The following is a 14,902-nucleotide window of genomic DNA, read 5'->3' as shown; positions in this document are numbered from 1 at the left end:
GGGGCGTCAGCGCAGCACGCCCTCGATGAAGTCGCCGCCCAGGCGTGAGACCACGCTCAAGTCCAACTGATGCTGCACGTAACGCCCCTGACGGCGCGTCGTGATCAGGCCCGCCTTCTTCAGCACCGACAGGTGCCTGGATATCTCCGGCGCCGACATCCCGTGCGCGTCGGCCAGCTCGCTCGTCGTGTACGAGCCGCGCGCGAGGTGGCGGCACAGGCGCATCCGCACCGGGTGGGCGAGGGCGGACATGCGCAGGGTCAGCTGCTCCACGGAGGGCGGCGCCGTGAGCCCAGGTGACGAGACCGGGTAGGTGATCACCGGCTGCCAGCCCGCGCGGTGCAGCACCCACAGGTGCGGCCAGCCCAGGCTGGTCGGGATGAGGACGAGGTCGCCGTCCCCGGTCGCCGCCACCCCGTTGCTGATCTTGTCCACGACGAGGGTGCGGCCCGTCTGGTCGAGCGAGACCGCCGAGGACGTGGCCTTCAGGGCGTCCCCGAGGCCCTTGCGGCGGATCAGCGCCGTCTTGTGCCGGGCGTCGGCCGCGAGCTGGTGCTCCACCCGCGCCCACACGTCCGCGAAGAACGCCTCCTCGCAGTCGCGCAGCAGCTCCCGGAACCAGGCCCTGACCGCGGGCGGATCGTCAAGGAGGCGCTGGGTGAAACGGACCTGGTGGGCGCCGCGCGCCGCCGCGAGGTCGAGCGCGCGCTCGCGGACGCGCGGGTCGTCGAGCCGGCTGACGGACCGGCTCCCGTAACTGGTCTGGCAGGTGAACTCCAGGGCGGCGTCCACGAACTGTTCGTCGGACAGCTTGTCCAGGAGGTCCAGCTCCTCGGTGAGCGTGGCCCCGGGCCGGGTGCGCCGCCCGGCGATCCCCGCCGACGGCGTGAACACGTCCGAGAACGTCGTCCGCCACAGGAAGTCCGCCTCGCACAGACGATCCGCGAGGCAGGGGTCCAGGCGCGTGGACACGCTCGTGGTCCACCCCTGCAACCCCGGGTGGTGCGCTGGCTCGGCCAGCGCGTGCAGCGCCATGCCCAGCTCGGCCAGGGGCGAGGGCACGACGCCGATGCGCTCGGGCGTCAGGCCCGTGATGTCGATGCTCACGCTCATGGCCCCATGGTGCCCGCCGCCACTGACAACCGGGCCACCGATTGACGGCTCCCGTCAATCGACGTGACCGCGACCCCGGACTTGGCACAACCTCGTGTCATCCACCCCGGAACACGACAGTGCGGTGTCTATCGGGGGAAGACACCGCACTACGGGATGCAAGGCGCCGAACCGTGCCCAAGGGGTGCGGGGAACCGCGCGAGCAACCACAGCGAACCGGCACCCGGCAACACGCGTCACCACCCTCCCCGGAAGCCGCCACCGCACGCCGACCCACCGACCGAGCGAGGTGCCAGCCATGACCGTCACCCAGCAGTACGCCCTCGACGTCTACCGAGCCGCCCAGCGCGGCGAACCCGGGGCCCCCGCCCCCGGCCGCCACGACCGGGCCGCCCTGCGCGAGCTGCGCGACCACCGCCGCTTCGAGGCGGTCCTTGCGGGCCGCCCGGCCCGCGGCCGGATCCGCGCGGCGCTGACCCGCCGCTTCGCGGCCTTCCGCAGGCGCCCCGCGGCCGGCTGCTGACCGGGCGCTACGCCCGCCCGGGCAAGCGCCCCACGAAGTCCGCGACGGCCGCGCGGACGTCGTCGGCGCTCCACCCGAGCCCCGGTTCGGCGACCGTCACCTCGCTGACGGACACGCCCGGCACCTCGTCCGTCGGCCACCAGCGCCCGAAGAGCGACACCTTGGTCTCCTCGGCCTGGGCCACCCCGGCGTCCGTGAGCGCCTCGGCGTCGTAGGGCAGCCACACCCGGAACTCGTGCGTGTGCGGAACCTCCGGGTGGACCTTCGCCCAGGCCACGCCCGCCTCCGCGAAGCCCTCCCGCAGCGCGTGCGCGACCACGCGCGCGTGCCGCACGTACGACGGCAGCTTCGGCAGCTCCCGCTCCAGGCCCGCAAGCGCCGCGATCACCTGCGGGAACTGCTGGTAGACCTGCCCGCCGTAGCGGTGCCGCCAGGCCCTGGCCTCGTCGATGAACGACCGCGGGCCCGCGAGCGCCGCGCCACTGAGCCCACCGAGCGTCTTGTAGAACGACACATAGACGCTGTCCGCGAGCGCCGCGATCTCGTCGAGAGGGCGGCCGAAGTGCTCCGTGCACTCCCACAGGCGGGCTCCGTCGAAGTGCACGACGGCGTCACGCGCGCGTGCCGCCTCGCACACCTCCTCCAGCTCGTCCCAGTCCGGAAGGACGAAACCGGCGTCGCGGAGCGGCAGTTCCAGCATCAGCGTCCCGAACGGCTCGTCGAGGCCGGCCACCTCGTCGGCGGAGGGCTGGCGCGGCTCCCGCGTGAGGTGCACCGTGCGCACGCCCGTCAGCTGCGAGAGGGCGTCGCGCTCGTGGACCTCCGGATGGGCCAGCGGATGCAGCGCCACGGTCGGGTTCCCGGTGCGCCCGGCCCAGCAGCGCAGCGCGACCTGCTGCGCCATCGTGCCGCTGGGGAAGAACGCGGCCGCCTCCTTGCCGAGCAGCCGGGCGACCTTCTCCTCCAGGGCGGCGACGACCCCGTCACCGTAGAAGTCGAGATCACCGTCGAGGTCGGTCACCGAGGCGGCGTCCTGGGTCAGCCGGGCGAGCCGCTCGCCGAGCGTCGCCTCGTTCGGCCGCCGCGCCAGCCTCCGCTCCGCGCCCCGCCAGGCCGCGAGCCGCCGTGCGGCCCGCTTCTCGTCCTCGGTCCCGAACCCGCCGTCAGCGCTGTCAGTCATTCCCGGATGATCTCGCACGCGCGTGCGCTTGCCCACAGCCTGTGGACAGCCGAGGCCCGCCCGCCCAGATAGCGTTAACATGACGAGAAATCGTCCGGTACCCCGAGCGGACTGGAACGGAAGGCCATCGTCCCGTGTCACTTCCCCCGCCGAACGCCCATCCCGACCCCACCGATCCCCGGGACCGGCCGGCCCGCCTCACCGTGGGCGTCGTCGGCGCGGGCCGCGTGGGTCCCGCGCTCGCCGCGTCGCTCCAACTGGCCGGGCACCGCCCCGTGGCCGTCTCCGGAGTCTCCGACGCCTCCGTGCGCCGCGCCGCTGCCCTGCTGCCCGACGTGCCCCTGGTGGAGCCCGCCGAGGTGCTCGCCCGCGCCGACCTGGTGCTGCTCACCGTCCCCGACGACGCCCTGCCGGGCCTGGTCGAGGGGTTCGTCGAGACGGGCTCCATCCGCCCAGGCCAGCTGCTCGTGCACACCTCGGGCCGGTTCGGCGCCAAGGTCCTCGACCCGGCCCTGCGCGCGGGCGCCCTGCCGCTCGCGCTGCACCCCGCCATGACGTTCACCGGCACCGCCGTCGACGTCCAGCGCCTGGCCGGCTGCTCGTTCGGCGTGACCGCGCCCGAGGAGCTGCGCCTGGCCGCCGAGGCCCTGGTCATCGAGATGGGCGGCGAGCCCGAGTGGATCGCCGAGGAGAAGCGCCCGCTCTACCACGCGGCCCTCGCGCTCGGCGCGAACCACCTGGTCACCCTGGTCGCCGAAGCCATGGACCTGCTCCGGGACGCGGGCGTCGGCGCCCCCGACCGGATGCTCGGCCCGCTGCTCGGCGCCGCGCTCGACAACTCGCTCAGGTCGGGCGACGCGGCGCTCACGGGCCCGGTAGCGCGCGGTGACGCGGGCACGGTCGCCGCGCACGTCGCCGAGTTGCGCAAGCACGCCCCCGGGACCGTCGCCGGATACCTCGCGATGGCCCGCGCCACCGCCGACCGCGCCCTCGCGCACGGCCTGCTGAAGCCGGAGCTCGCCGAGGACCTGCTCGGCGTCCTCGCGACCGGAGCGGAGGACCCCCGATGAGCACGGCCCTGCTGCACAAGGGCGAGGAACTGCGGGCACGCACGCGTAGCGGGCAGCGCGTCGTCGTCATGACGATGGGCGCCCTGCACGAGGGCCACGCCACCCTGATCCGCAGCGCGCGCGAGCGCGCGGGCGCCGACGGCGAAGTGGTCGTCACCGTCTTCGTGAACCCGCTCCAGTTCGGCGCGGGCGAGGACCTCGACCGCTACCCGCGCACCCTGGACGCCGACCTCAAGATCGCCGAGCAGGCGGGCGCCGACACCGTGTTCGCGCCCTCCGCCGACGAGGTCTACCCCGGCGGGCAGCCGCAGGTCCGCATAGCGGCGGGCCCCATGGGCGAGCGCTACGAGGGCGCCTCCCGGCCCGGCCACTTCGACGGCATGCTCACCGTCGTCGCCAAACTGCTGCACCTCACGCGCGCGGACGTCGCCCTGTTCGGCCAGAAGGACGCCCAGCAGCTCGCCCTGATCCGCCGCATGGTGCGCGACCTCAACTTCGACGTGGAGATCGTCGCCGTGCCCACGGTCCGCGAGGCCGACGGCCTGGCGCTCTCCTCCCGCAACCGCTACCTCTCCCCGCAGGAGCGCCGCAGCGCCCTCAACCTGTCCCGCGCCCTGTTCGCGGGCCGCGACCGGCACGCCGCACAAGAAGCTCTACGCGCGCGTGGCGCCGAGAACCCCTCCACGCTCGCGCGGGCCCAGGCGCTCGGCGCGCTGGGCGAGGCCCGCGCCGCCGCCGACGCCCACGCCGTCGCCGCCCCGGGCGGCCCCGCAGGCGTCCTCGCCGCGACCCGCCTGGTCCTCGACGAGGCGGCCCGCCTGACGCCACCGGTCGAGCTGGACTACGTGGCCCTCATCGACCCGGCCGACTTCAGCGACGTACGGGACGGCTTCGAGGGCGACGCCGTCCTCGCCGTCGCCGCGCGCGTGGGGACGACCCGGCTGATCGACAACCTGCCTCTCACGTTCGGAGCCCGCCCATGAGCGCCTCTGCAGGAACCGGCATACGACTGCACGCCCCCGCCCCCGGCTGGTCCATCGAGGCCGACGTCGTGGTCGTCGGCTCGGGCGTCGCGGGCCTGACCGCCGCCCTGCGCTGCGAGGCCGCGGGCCTGACGACGGTCGTCGTCACCAAGGCACGGCTCGACGACGGCTCGACGCGCTGGGCCCAGGGCGGCATCGCCGCGGCGCTAGGCGACGGCGACACCCCCGAGCAGCACCTCGACGACACCCTCGTGGCAGGCGTGGGCCTGTGCGACGAGGAGGCGGTCCGCACCCTCGTCACCGAGGGCCCCGACGCCGTACGCCGCCTCATCGAGACCGGCGCCCGATTCGACGAGGCCCCGGACGGCACCCTCGACCTGACCCGCGAGGGCGGCCACCACCGCCGCCGCATCGCGCACGCGGGCGGCGACGCGTCCGGGGCGGAGATCTCCCGGGCCCTCGTCGAAGCCGTACGCGCGCGTGCGCTCCACACCATCGAGAACGCCCTCGTCCTGGACCTCCTCACGGACGCCGACGGCCGCACGGCCGGCATCACCCTGCACGTCATGGGCGAGGGCCAGCACGACGGCGTCGGCGCCGTCCTGGCACCCGCCGTGGTCCTCGCGACCGGCGGCATGGGCCAGGTCTTCTCCGCGACGACCAACCCGCGCGTCTCCACCGGCGACGGCGTCGCGCTCGCCCTGCGCGCGGGCGCCGAGGTCAGCGACCTCGAATTCGTCCAGTTCCACCCGACCGTGCTCTTCCTGGGCGCCGACGCCGAGGGCCAGCAGCCGCTCGTGTCCGAGGCCGTACGCGGCGAGGGCGCCCACCTCGTGGACGCCGACGGCGTGCGCTTCATGGTGGGCCAGCACGAACTCGCCGAACTGGCGCCGCGCGACATCGTCGCCAAGGGCATCACCCGCCGCATGCAGGAGCGCGGCGCCGAGCACATGTACCTCGACGGACGGCACTTCGGCGCCGCCATGTGGGAGAAGCGCTTCCCGACGATCCTGGCCGCCTGCCGCGCCCACGGCATCGACCCCGTCACCGAGCCGATCCCGATCGCCCCGGCCGCGCACTACGCCTCCGGCGGCGTCCGCACCGACCCGCACGGCCGCACCACCGTGCCCGGCCTGTACGCGTGCGGCGAGGTGGCCTGCACGGGCGTCCACGGCGCGAACCGGCTGGCCTCCAACTCCCTCCTGGAGGGCCTCGTCTACGCGGAGCGCATCGCGGACGACATCCAGCGCGGCCATGCCGGACAGCGGCTCCACGCCCGCGTGCCGGCACCCGTCCCGCACCCGAGCACCCCGACCCACCCCCTCCTGCCGCCCGAGGCCCGCTTCGCGATCCAGCGGGTGATGACCGAGGGCGCGGGCGTGTTGCGCTCCGCCGACTCCCTCGCCGAGGCGGCGGCCCGCCTCGGCCGCATCCATGCCGAGGCCGTCAACTCCCTGGCCGAGGACGGCAAGACGGCCGAGCCCGGCGTCGACACCTGGGAGGCCACGAACCTCCTGTGCGTGGCCCGCGTCCTGGTCGCCGCCGCACGGCGCCGCGAGGAGACCCGCGGCTGCCACTGGCGCGAGGACTTCGCCGACCGCGACGACGCGCACTGGCGCCGCCACATCGTCGTGGGCCTGAACGCCGACCGCACCCTGGCCACGCACACCACCCCGACCGCGAACTTCCCGGCAACGACCCTTCAGGAGCAGTGACCGACGTGAGCGCCACCCCCGACCTTCCCCTGGCAGCCGCCGACAGCGGCGGCTGCGGCGACAACTGCGGCTGCGCGCAGGCCACCTCCGACGACGCCACCGACGCCATGGAGTGCGGCCTCGACCCGTCGCTCGCCCAGCTCCTGCTCGACGCGGGCCTGCACCCCGTCGAGGTCGAGGACATCGCCCACATGGCGATCGCCGAGGACCTCGACGGCGGCGTCGACGTGACGACCGTCGCGACCATCCCCGAAGAGGCCGTCGCCACCGCCGACTTCACCGCACGGGACAACGGCGTCGTGGCGGGACTGCGCGTCGCCGAGGCGATCATCTCCGTCGTCGCCACCGACGAGTTCGAGGTCGAGCGGCACGCCGAGGACGGAGACCGCGTGATCGCGGGCCAGAAGCTCCTGTCCGTCACCACCCGCACCCGCGACCTCCTCACCGCCGAGCGCAGCGCGCTCAACCTGCTGTGCCGCCTCTCCGGCATCGCCACGGCCACGCGCGCGTGGGCGGACGCCCTGGACGGTACAAAGGCCAAGGTCCGCGACACCCGCAAGACCACCCCGGGCCTGCGCTCCCTGGAGAAGTACGCGGTCCGCGCGGGCGGCGGCGTCAACCACCGCATGTCGCTGTCGGACGCGGCGCTCGTCAAGGACAACCACGTGGTCGCCGCGGGCGGCGTCGCCCAGGCGTTCCAGGCGGTACGGGACCGCTTCCCCGGCCTGCCGATCGAGGTCGAGGTCGACACGCTGCACCAGCTGCGCGACGTCCTTGACGCGGGCGCCGACCTGATCCTCCTGGACAACTTCACGCCCCTGGAGACCGAGGAGGCGGTGGCCCTCACCGACGGCCGCGCGCTTCTGGAGTCCTCGGGCCGGCTGACCCTGGAGAACGCGGCGACGTACGCCAGGACCGGCGTCGACTTCCTCGCCGTGGGCGCCCTCACCCACTCCGCGCCGATCCTCGACATCGGCCTCGACCTCCGAGAGGCCGATGCCTGATGCTGCTCACCATCGACGTGGGCAACACCCACACCGTCCTCGGCCTGTTCGACGGCGAGGAGATCATCGAGCACTGGCGCATCTCCACGGACGCGCGCCGCACCGCCGACGAACTCGCCGTCCTGCTCCAGGGCCTCATGGGCATGCACCCGCTGCTCGGCGACGAACTCGGCGACGGCATCGACGGCATCGCCATCTGCTCGACCGTCCCCTCGGTCCTGCACGAGCTGCGCGAGGTGACCCGCCGCTACTACGGCGACGTGCCCGCCGTCCTCGTCGAGCCCGGCATCAAGACCGGCGTCCCGATCCTCATGGACAACCCCAAGGAGGTCGGCGCCGACCGCATCATCAACGCGGTCGCCGCCGTCGAGCTGTACGGCGGCCCCGCGATCGTCGTGGACTTCGGCACGGCGACGACGTTCGACGCGGTCTCCGCGCGCGGGGAGTACGCCGGCGGCGTCATCGCGCCCGGCATCGAGATCTCCGTGGAGGCGCTCGGGGTACGCGGCGCGCAGCTCCGCAAGATCGAGCTGGCCCGGCCGCGCAGCGTCATCGGCAAGAACACCGTCGAGGCCATGCAGTCGGGCATCGTGTACGGGTTCGCGGGCCAGGTCGACGGCGTCGTGCACCGCATGGCGAAGGAATTGGCGGCCGACCCGGACGATGTCACCGTCATCGCCACCGGCGGTCTCGCGCCGATCATCCTCGGCGAGTCGTCGGTCATCGACGAGCACGAACCGTGGCTGACCCTGATCGGATTGCGACTGGTGTACGAGCGCAATGTCTCGCGGCTCTGAAACGGCTCCATCGCCGGGCCTATAGCCGACCCCGTAGCCCGACCTCATAGTCCGACCCCACAGCCGGCTCCCTGGTCGGCTCCATAGCCACGCCGTAATTTCCGAATAAGCCGATTTTGTCGGTAATGGCACGTATCGTCTTTTCATGCCCACGCCTTACGGAAACCGCGGCGGCCTGGCGTTCGGTGCAGAAGAGCTGCGTGTGCTCCGACGCGCCCTCGCCCTCGCCCTCCATCCCAGCCCCGCCTCGGACACGGACGTCCGGGACTGTCTCCGACTCGCGGAGTCGGTCGACGCGGCCGCGCGGGAGAGCGCCCGCATGCGGGCCTTCCTCCTCGCCGACCTCGACCGCTACCGGGCCGCCCTGCCCGGCTCCGCCAGCGGCTACCTGAGCCTCCTCGCCGACGCCCTGGCCGCGGGGTACCGGCCGGGCGCCGACGACCTCGCCGGGCTGCGTGCCCTGCGCGGCAACCCGGTGGCCGCCACGCTGCTCGGCCGCTGCCGCGCCTTGGCCGAGGAGGGCGTGCGCGAGCGCCTGGCGGCCCGCCACCGCCCGCGCGTCCCGGCCTCCAGGTCGCATCTGCTCGCCCTGCCCGGCGGCCTGGCGGCGGGCGACAAACAGCCCGCGAAGCCGCAGCCCGCGCCGCCGAAGCCGATGCCGACCCCGGCCGAGGTCTTCCCGCCCAAGCGGCGACCGGCGCGTCCCGCGGCCCCGTCGCAGCGCCTTGCCGTGGGCTAGCTACTCTGGAGCCATGGACTACGTCTCCGCGCTCGTGCCCCCCGTCGTGATGGCCGTGTTCTTCATCGGCCTGATCGTGACGATCGTGAAGTCGCAGGGTGGCGACAAGAAGGCCAAGGAGGACGCGGCCGTCGACGCCGCCCTCGCCCGCGCCGAGGCCGCCCGCCAGAGCGGCGGCGCGCACGAGGCCGGGGCCTGACAGCACCGCTGCCACGCACGTCCGTGGCAGAGCGAGGGGCGCCCACGGGCGCCCCTTTTGCTGTTGCTTGCAGCCGTTCGCCACGTCTGGCGTTGAATTACCGTCTTCTCCCACTATTGTGCTGTTCGTGCCCCGCCCCTTGGGAGAACTCGAAGACGCTGTGATGACACGGGTGTGGAAGTGGAACCGCCCGGTGACGGTGAGGGAAGTCCTGGAGGATCTCCAGCAGGAACGCTCCATCGCGTACACGACGGTCATGACCGTATTGGACAATCTCCATCAGAAGGGCTGGGTGCGCCGCGAGGCGGAAGGCCGGGCCTATCGATATGAGGCCGTCTCCACCCGCGCCGCGTACTCGGCCGCGCTGATGAACGAGGCATGGGGGCGCAGCGACAACCCCGCCGCCGCCCTCGTCGCCTTCTTCGGCATGATGTCGTCCCAGCAGCGCGAAGCGCTCCGCGACGCCATGCGCATCGTTCAGCCCGAAGTGCCCGCCGAAGTGCCGGTCGAAGTGCCGGTCGAAGTGCCGGTCGAAGTGCCCGCCGTAGTCCCGGCGGAAGAAGCACCCGAAGTCCGGGCCGAAGGGGCCCCCGAAGAGGCCCCCGAAGAGGCCCCCGAAGAGGCCCCCGAAGAGGACCCTGAAGAGGACCCCGAAGTACCGGCCGAAGTGCCGCCAGGACCCGGGGAACCGGACGAGGGCCCCGGGCGATAGCGTCCGCTCATGCCAGCAGAGCCCCCCGAAGTCTTCCCCCGCTCCGATTCCTCCGCTAAAGCGGTCAGCGTCCGCAGGGCCAGGACCGCCGATGTGCCCGCGGTGCGCCGACTGCTCGACGCGTACAGCCGACAGGGGATCCTGCTCGACAAAGCCACCGTGACGCTTTACGAGGACATCCAGGAGTTCTGGGTCGCGGAACGGGACGACAACGCGGAGGTCGTCGGCTGCGGCGCCCTGCACGTCATGTGGGAAGACCTGGCGGAAGTCCGCACGCTGGCGGTGAACCCCCTGGTCAAGGGCGGCGGCGTGGGGCACCAGGTCCTCGACAAGCTGTTGCAGACTGCACGTTGGCTCGGCGTTCGCAGGGTTTTCTGCCTGACCTTCGAAGTCGAGTTCTTCGCCAAGCACGGCTTCGTGGAGATCGGCGAGACGCCCGTCGATACGGTCGACACCGATGTCTACAGCGAGCTACTGCGTTCCTATGACGAGGGCGTCGCGGAGTTCCTCGGTCTCGAACGAGTGAAACCGAACACCTTGGGCAACAGCCGGATGCTTCTGCATCTGTGATCGACCCGTCCGGCATTTCGGCAACGGGGCGGAGCCGGGTGCCCTATGTCCGAAACGCGCATGTTTACTGCCCGGGCGGGCAGCGTACAACTCCGGGATCTCTCCGGATCTCAGCCAGGGGTTTGTGTTTTTCCCGGAAAAGCGGTTTGCTTTCCGACGTACTGCAGTAGTGCATATAACAAGGGGACGGCGAATCGGCGGCCGTGGTCGCGTGGTCGGCCCTTCGGATATCGATGAAAGGAAATCCGGTGGCACAGAAGGTTCAGGTCCTTCTTGTCGATGACCTCGACGGTGGCGAGGCGGACGAGACCGTGACGTTCGCGCTCGACGGCAAGACCTACGAGATCGACCTCACCACCGCCAATGCGGACAAGCTGCGCGGTCTTCTCGACGCGTACGTGAAGAGCGGCCGACGCACCGGTGGCCGCGCCGCGAGCGGCCGGGGCAAGGCGCGCGCCGCGTCCGGCGGCAACCAGGACACCGCGCAGATCCGCGCGTGGGCGAAGGAGAACGGCCACGACGTGAACGACCGCGGCCGTGTCCCCGCGGCGATCCGTGAGGCCTACGAGAAGGCCAACGGCTGAGCGCTCGGCGATGCCGACGCGCGGCGCAGCCGGGCCCGGTGGCAGCACGTCGCCGCCGTGTCCACGAGACGTACGAGATCGGGGGCGCCCCCACCGCCACCCACGACCGGCAAGGTCGACACGGCCGTCAAGGTCGTCAGGGCCGGCAGGACCGGTTCCACCTCGCGTCCGGGCTCGGGGGGCCGCACCCACACGGCGGCCTCCTGCGAGCCGGTCCATCCCGGAGGCGTCGGCGCGTCGATGGACCCGCCCGCCCCGAGCGTGACGAGGTCGAGGGGGAGCGCCCCCCACTCCAGCCAGTCGAGCAGGCCCGGCACTTCGTCGGCGCTGCCCGCCGCGAGCAGCAGCCGCATCGTTTCCCCCCGCACGGCCACCGGCGAGCGGGGATCGAGCCTGCGCAGCATCGCGAACCCGGCGTCGGCCGGCACCTCGAGGACGTCGAACCGGAGCCCCGTGTGCAGCCGGGCCCCGTCGGGGCCGCTCGTCGCGGCCCAGCCGAGCTCGTCCTCGTACCACTGACGGACGCGCTCGGATCCGGCCACATCGGCCGGTACACCCACATCGGCCGGTGCACCCGCGTCGAGCGGGCGTCGCGGCTTCGGGAGGGCGGCGTCGGGGCGCGAAGGGCTGGGCGAAGGAACGACCATGCCAGAAGCAACCCCGGAAAACGGTCCGGGGTTACGCGCTGTGCCGGTCCAAACGCGTTACGTGTCCGAAATGGGGGCGTACGGGAGCGTTGGGTAGCGCAATGGTGTTCGCCCATAGCGGAGGGAACCGGCGCGCGCCGCATGGACTGTCAGTCCTTGCGGGTAAGACATCCCTAGTGGGAGGGGCGACACGGAAGGGCCGGGCCGCCCGCGTTCGCCATCGGCGTAGTGATGGTGGTCGTATCTGCCTGGCCTGCGGGAACATCGTCTCGCACCATCGGGTTGGAGCAGGTGTCGGCGTTCGGGGACGGGAGACTGTCCAGGGAAGGGTCCGGGTGTCGGCAGATGGAATGAGCGGTCCCCGCTTACGGGACTAAGCTGCGGAAGGACAGGGAGGGGACAGCCCCCTTACTGCCTGACCGCTCTGAGGAGCGATTAACGATGTTCGAGAGGTTCACCGACCGCGCGCGGCGGGTTGTCGTCCTGGCTCAGGAAGAAGCCCGGATGCTCAACCACAACTACATCGGCACCGAGCACATCCTCCTGGGCTTGATCCACGAGGGCGAGGGTGTCGCCGCTAAGGCCCTGGAGAGCCTCGGGATTTCGCTCGAGGCGGTCCGCCAGCAGGTGGAGGAGATCATCGGCCAGGGCCAGCAGGCCCCGTCCGGCCACATTCCCTTCACCCCCCGTGCCAAGAAGGTCCTGGAGCTGTCGCTCCGCGAGGCCCTTCAGCTGGGCCACAACTACATCGGCACGGAGCACATCCTGCTCGGCCTGATCCGCGAGGGCGAGGGCGTCGCCGCCCAGGTCCTGGTCAAGCTGGGCGCCGACCTCAACCGGGTGCGGCAGCAGGTCATCCAGCTGCTCTCCGGTTACCAGGGCAAGGAGACCGCCACCGCCGGCGGTCCTGCCGAGGGCACCCCCTCCACGTCCCTGGTGCTCGACCAGTTCGGCCGCAACCTGACGCAGGCCGCTCGTGAGTCCAAGCTCGACCCGGTCATCGGGCGCGAGAAGGAGATCGAGCGCGTCATGCAGGTCCTGTCGCGCCGTACCAAGAACAACCCGGTCCTGATCGGTGAGCCCGGCGTCGGCAAGACCGCCGTCGTCGAGGGCCTCGCCCAGGCCATCGTCAAGGGCGAGGTGCCCGAGACCCTCAAGGACAAGCACCTCTACACCCTCGACCTCGGCGCCCTGGTCGCCGGTTCCCGCTACCGCGGTGACTTCGAGGAGCGCCTGAAGAAGGTCCTCAAGGAGATCCGCACCCGCGGCGACATCATCCTGTTCATCGACGAGCTGCACACGCTCGTCGGCGCGGGTGCCGCCGAGGGCGCCATCGACGCGGCTTCCATCCTGAAGCCGATGCTGGCCCGCGGTGAGCTCCAGACCATCGGTGCCACCACGCTCGACGAGTACCGCAAGCACCTGGAGAAGGACGCCGCGCTCGAGCGCCGCTTCCAGCCCATCCAGGTCGCGGAGCCGTCGCTGCCGCACACCATCGAGATCCTCAAGGGTCTGCGCGACCGCTACGAGGCCCACCACCGTGTCTCGATCACGGACGAGGCCCTCGTGCAGGCGGCCACGCTCGCCGACCGGTACATCTCGGACCGCTTCCTGCCGGACAAGGCGATCGACCTGATCGACGAGGCCGGTTCCCGGATGCGCATCCGCCGGATGACCGCGCCGCCGGACCTCCGCGAGTTCGACGAGAAGATCGCGGGCGTCCGTCGCGACAAGGAGTCGGCGATCGACTCCCAGGACTTCGAGAAGGCGGCCTCTCTCCGCGACAAGGAGAAGCAGCTGCTCGCGGCGAAGGCCAAGCGCGAGAAGGAGTGGAAGGCCGGCGACATGGACGTCGTCGCGGAGGTCGACGGCGAGCTGATCGCCGAGGTCCTCGCGACCGCCACCGGCATCCCGGTCTTCAAGCTGACCGAGGAGGAGTCCTCGCGTCTGCTGCGCATGGAGGACGAGCTCCACAAGCGGGTCATCGGTCAGAAGGACGCCGTCAAGGCGCTCTCGAAGGCGATCCGTCGTACGCGGGCCGGTCTGAAGGACCCGAAGCGTCCGGGTGGATCGTTCATCTTCGCGGGCCCGTCCGGTGTCGGTAAGACGGAACTCTCCAAGGCGCTCGCCGAGTTCCTCTTCGGCGACGAGGACGCGCTGATCTCCCTCGACATGTCGGAGTTCAGCGAGAAGCACACGGTCTCGCGTCTCTTCGGTTCGCCCCCCGGCTACGTGGGCTACGAAGAGGGCGGCCAGCTGACCGAGAAGGTGCGCCGCAAGCCGTTCTCCGTCGTCCTCTTCGACGAGGTGGAGAAGGCCCACCCGGACATCTTCAACTCGCTGCTCCAGATCCTGGAGGACGGTCGCCTGACCGACTCCCAGGGCCGCGTCGTGGACTTCAAGAACACGGTCATCATCATGACGACCAACCTTGGTACGCGGGACATCTCCAAGGGGTTCAACCTGGGCTTCGCCGCCCAGGGCGACACGAAGTCCAACTACGAGCGCATGAAGAACAAGGTGTCGGACGAGCTCAAGCAGCACTTCCGTCCCGAGTTCCTCAACCGTGTGGACGACGTCGTCGTCTTCCCGCAGCTCTCGCAGGACGACATCCTCAAGATCGTCGACCTGATGGTCGGCAAGGTGGACGAGCGCCTCAAGGACCGCGACATGGGCATCGAGCTCTCGCAGTCCGCGAAGGAGCTCCTCTCCAAGAAGGGCTACGACCCCGTGCTCGGCGCGCGTCCGCTGCGTCGCACGATCCAGCGCGAGGTCGAGGACACCCTCTCGGAGAAGATCCTCTTCGGCGAGCTGCGTCCGGGCCACATCGTGGTCGTCGACACGGAGGGCGAGGGCGAGAACAAGACCTTCACCTTCCGCGGCGAGGAGAAGTCGGCGCTGCCGGACGTTCCTCCGATCGAGGACGCGGCGGCGGGCGGCTCCGGCGGCCCGAACCTGAGCAAGGAGGCGTAGCCCCTCCGGGGTGAGCCTGTAAAGGGTGGGCCCGAACCGTTCCTTCCGGACGGTTCGGGCCCACCCTTTTGTCGTGTGCGGCCCTTCAGCTTT

General features: G+C 71.6%; 15 protein-coding genes. 12 read left to right on the top strand and 3 right to left on the bottom strand.

The features are described 5' to 3' along the window. Nucleotides 1-6: 6 nt before the first annotated feature. Nucleotides 7-1,113: a DUF5937 family protein gene (locus C1N81_RS22540; RefSeq protein WP_394431856.1), complete on the bottom strand. Its 1,107-nt coding sequence runs from the start codon at nucleotides 1,111-1,113 to the stop codon at nucleotides 7-9. 298 nt (nucleotides 1,114-1,411) lie between these two features. On the opposite strand from C1N81_RS22540, the gene C1N81_RS22535 reads away from it, so the two are divergent. After that, complete coding sequence (locus C1N81_RS22535; RefSeq protein ID WP_394431854.1) at nucleotides 1,412-1,636, top strand: hypothetical protein; 225 nt, start codon at nucleotides 1,412-1,414, stop codon at nucleotides 1,634-1,636. A 7-nt stretch (nucleotides 1,637-1,643) separates the two neighbouring features. Here C1N81_RS22535 and C1N81_RS22530 read toward each other — a convergent pair whose 3' ends face one another. Next, a complete protein-coding gene (locus tag C1N81_RS22530; protein WP_394431852.1) occupies nucleotides 1,644-2,816 on the bottom strand; it encodes a threonine aldolase family protein in 1,173 nt (390 codons plus the stop codon). 134 nt (nucleotides 2,817-2,950) lie between these two features. Here C1N81_RS22530 and C1N81_RS22525 point away from each other — a divergent pair, with 134 nt between their 5' ends. The 10 genes from C1N81_RS22525 (at nucleotide 2,951) to C1N81_RS22480 (ending at nucleotide 11,189) form a co-directional block, all read left to right on the top strand. Further along, on the top strand, nucleotides 2,951-3,886 hold the full coding sequence (locus C1N81_RS22525) for a Rossmann-like and DUF2520 domain-containing protein (RefSeq protein ID WP_394431850.1): 936 nt from the start codon (nucleotides 2,951-2,953) through the stop codon (nucleotides 3,884-3,886). Beyond that, on the top strand, nucleotides 3,883-4,869 hold the full coding sequence (gene panC / locus C1N81_RS22520; protein WP_394431848.1) for a pantoate--beta-alanine ligase: 987 nt from the start codon (nucleotides 3,883-3,885) through the stop codon (nucleotides 4,867-4,869). Before C1N81_RS22525 ends, panC begins: the two co-directional genes overlap by 4 nt. Further along, nucleotides 4,866-6,584 (top strand): L-aspartate oxidase, encoded by a 1,719-nt coding sequence (locus C1N81_RS22515; protein ID WP_394431846.1) that lies wholly within the window; start codon nucleotides 4,866-4,868, stop codon nucleotides 6,582-6,584. Before panC ends, C1N81_RS22515 begins: the two co-directional genes overlap by 4 nt. Continuing rightward, complete coding sequence (gene nadC, locus C1N81_RS22510) at nucleotides 6,581-7,588, top strand: carboxylating nicotinate-nucleotide diphosphorylase (protein ID WP_394431844.1); 1,008 nt, start codon at nucleotides 6,581-6,583, stop codon at nucleotides 7,586-7,588. The genes C1N81_RS22515 and nadC overlap by 4 nt, the downstream gene beginning before the upstream one ends. Continuing rightward, nucleotides 7,588-8,385: a type III pantothenate kinase gene (locus tag C1N81_RS22505; protein WP_394431842.1), complete on the top strand. Its 798-nt coding sequence runs from the start codon at nucleotides 7,588-7,590 to the stop codon at nucleotides 8,383-8,385. Before nadC ends, C1N81_RS22505 begins: the two co-directional genes overlap by 1 nt. Nucleotides 8,386-8,530: 145 nt before the next feature. Further along, nucleotides 8,531-9,124: a hypothetical protein gene (locus C1N81_RS22500; protein WP_394431840.1), complete on the top strand. Its 594-nt coding sequence runs from the start codon at nucleotides 8,531-8,533 to the stop codon at nucleotides 9,122-9,124. A gap of 13 nt (nucleotides 9,125-9,137) precedes the next feature. Beyond that, complete coding sequence (locus C1N81_RS22495; protein WP_394431838.1) at nucleotides 9,138-9,323, top strand: hypothetical protein; 186 nt, start codon at nucleotides 9,138-9,140, stop codon at nucleotides 9,321-9,323. Between the two features lie 127 nt (nucleotides 9,324-9,450). Beyond that, a complete protein-coding gene (locus C1N81_RS22490) occupies nucleotides 9,451-10,035 on the top strand; it encodes a BlaI/MecI/CopY family transcriptional regulator (protein WP_394438152.1) in 585 nt (194 codons plus the stop codon). Nucleotides 10,036-10,044: 9 nt separating this feature from the next. Then, nucleotides 10,045-10,605: an amino-acid N-acetyltransferase gene (locus C1N81_RS22485; RefSeq protein ID WP_394431836.1), complete on the top strand. Its 561-nt coding sequence runs from the start codon at nucleotides 10,045-10,047 to the stop codon at nucleotides 10,603-10,605. 248 nt (nucleotides 10,606-10,853) lie between these two features. Next, nucleotides 10,854-11,189 (top strand): histone-like nucleoid-structuring protein Lsr2, encoded by a 336-nt coding sequence (locus C1N81_RS22480; protein ID WP_394431834.1) that lies wholly within the window; start codon nucleotides 10,854-10,856, stop codon nucleotides 11,187-11,189. On the opposite strand, the gene C1N81_RS22475 is transcribed toward C1N81_RS22480, so the two are convergent. Next, a complete protein-coding gene (locus C1N81_RS22475) occupies nucleotides 11,168-11,836 on the bottom strand; it encodes an SCO3374 family protein (protein ID WP_394431832.1) in 669 nt (222 codons plus the stop codon). The genes C1N81_RS22480 and C1N81_RS22475 overlap by 22 nt on opposite strands. Before the next feature lie 441 nt (nucleotides 11,837-12,277). On the opposite strand from C1N81_RS22475, the gene C1N81_RS22470 reads away from it, so the two are divergent. After that, nucleotides 12,278-14,809 carry an ATP-dependent Clp protease ATP-binding subunit gene (locus C1N81_RS22470; RefSeq protein WP_394431830.1) on the top strand — a complete coding sequence of 844 codons (2,532 nt, stop codon included), beginning with the start codon at nucleotides 12,278-12,280 and terminating at the stop codon, nucleotides 14,807-14,809. The last annotated feature ends 93 nt before the right edge of the window (nucleotides 14,810-14,902 follow it).

The sequence above is a fragment of the Streptomyces sp. SGAir0957 genome, from assembly GCF_043523415.1.
Note: the sequence above shows the minus strand (reverse complement) of the source record. Positions and strands in the feature narration are given on the sequence as shown.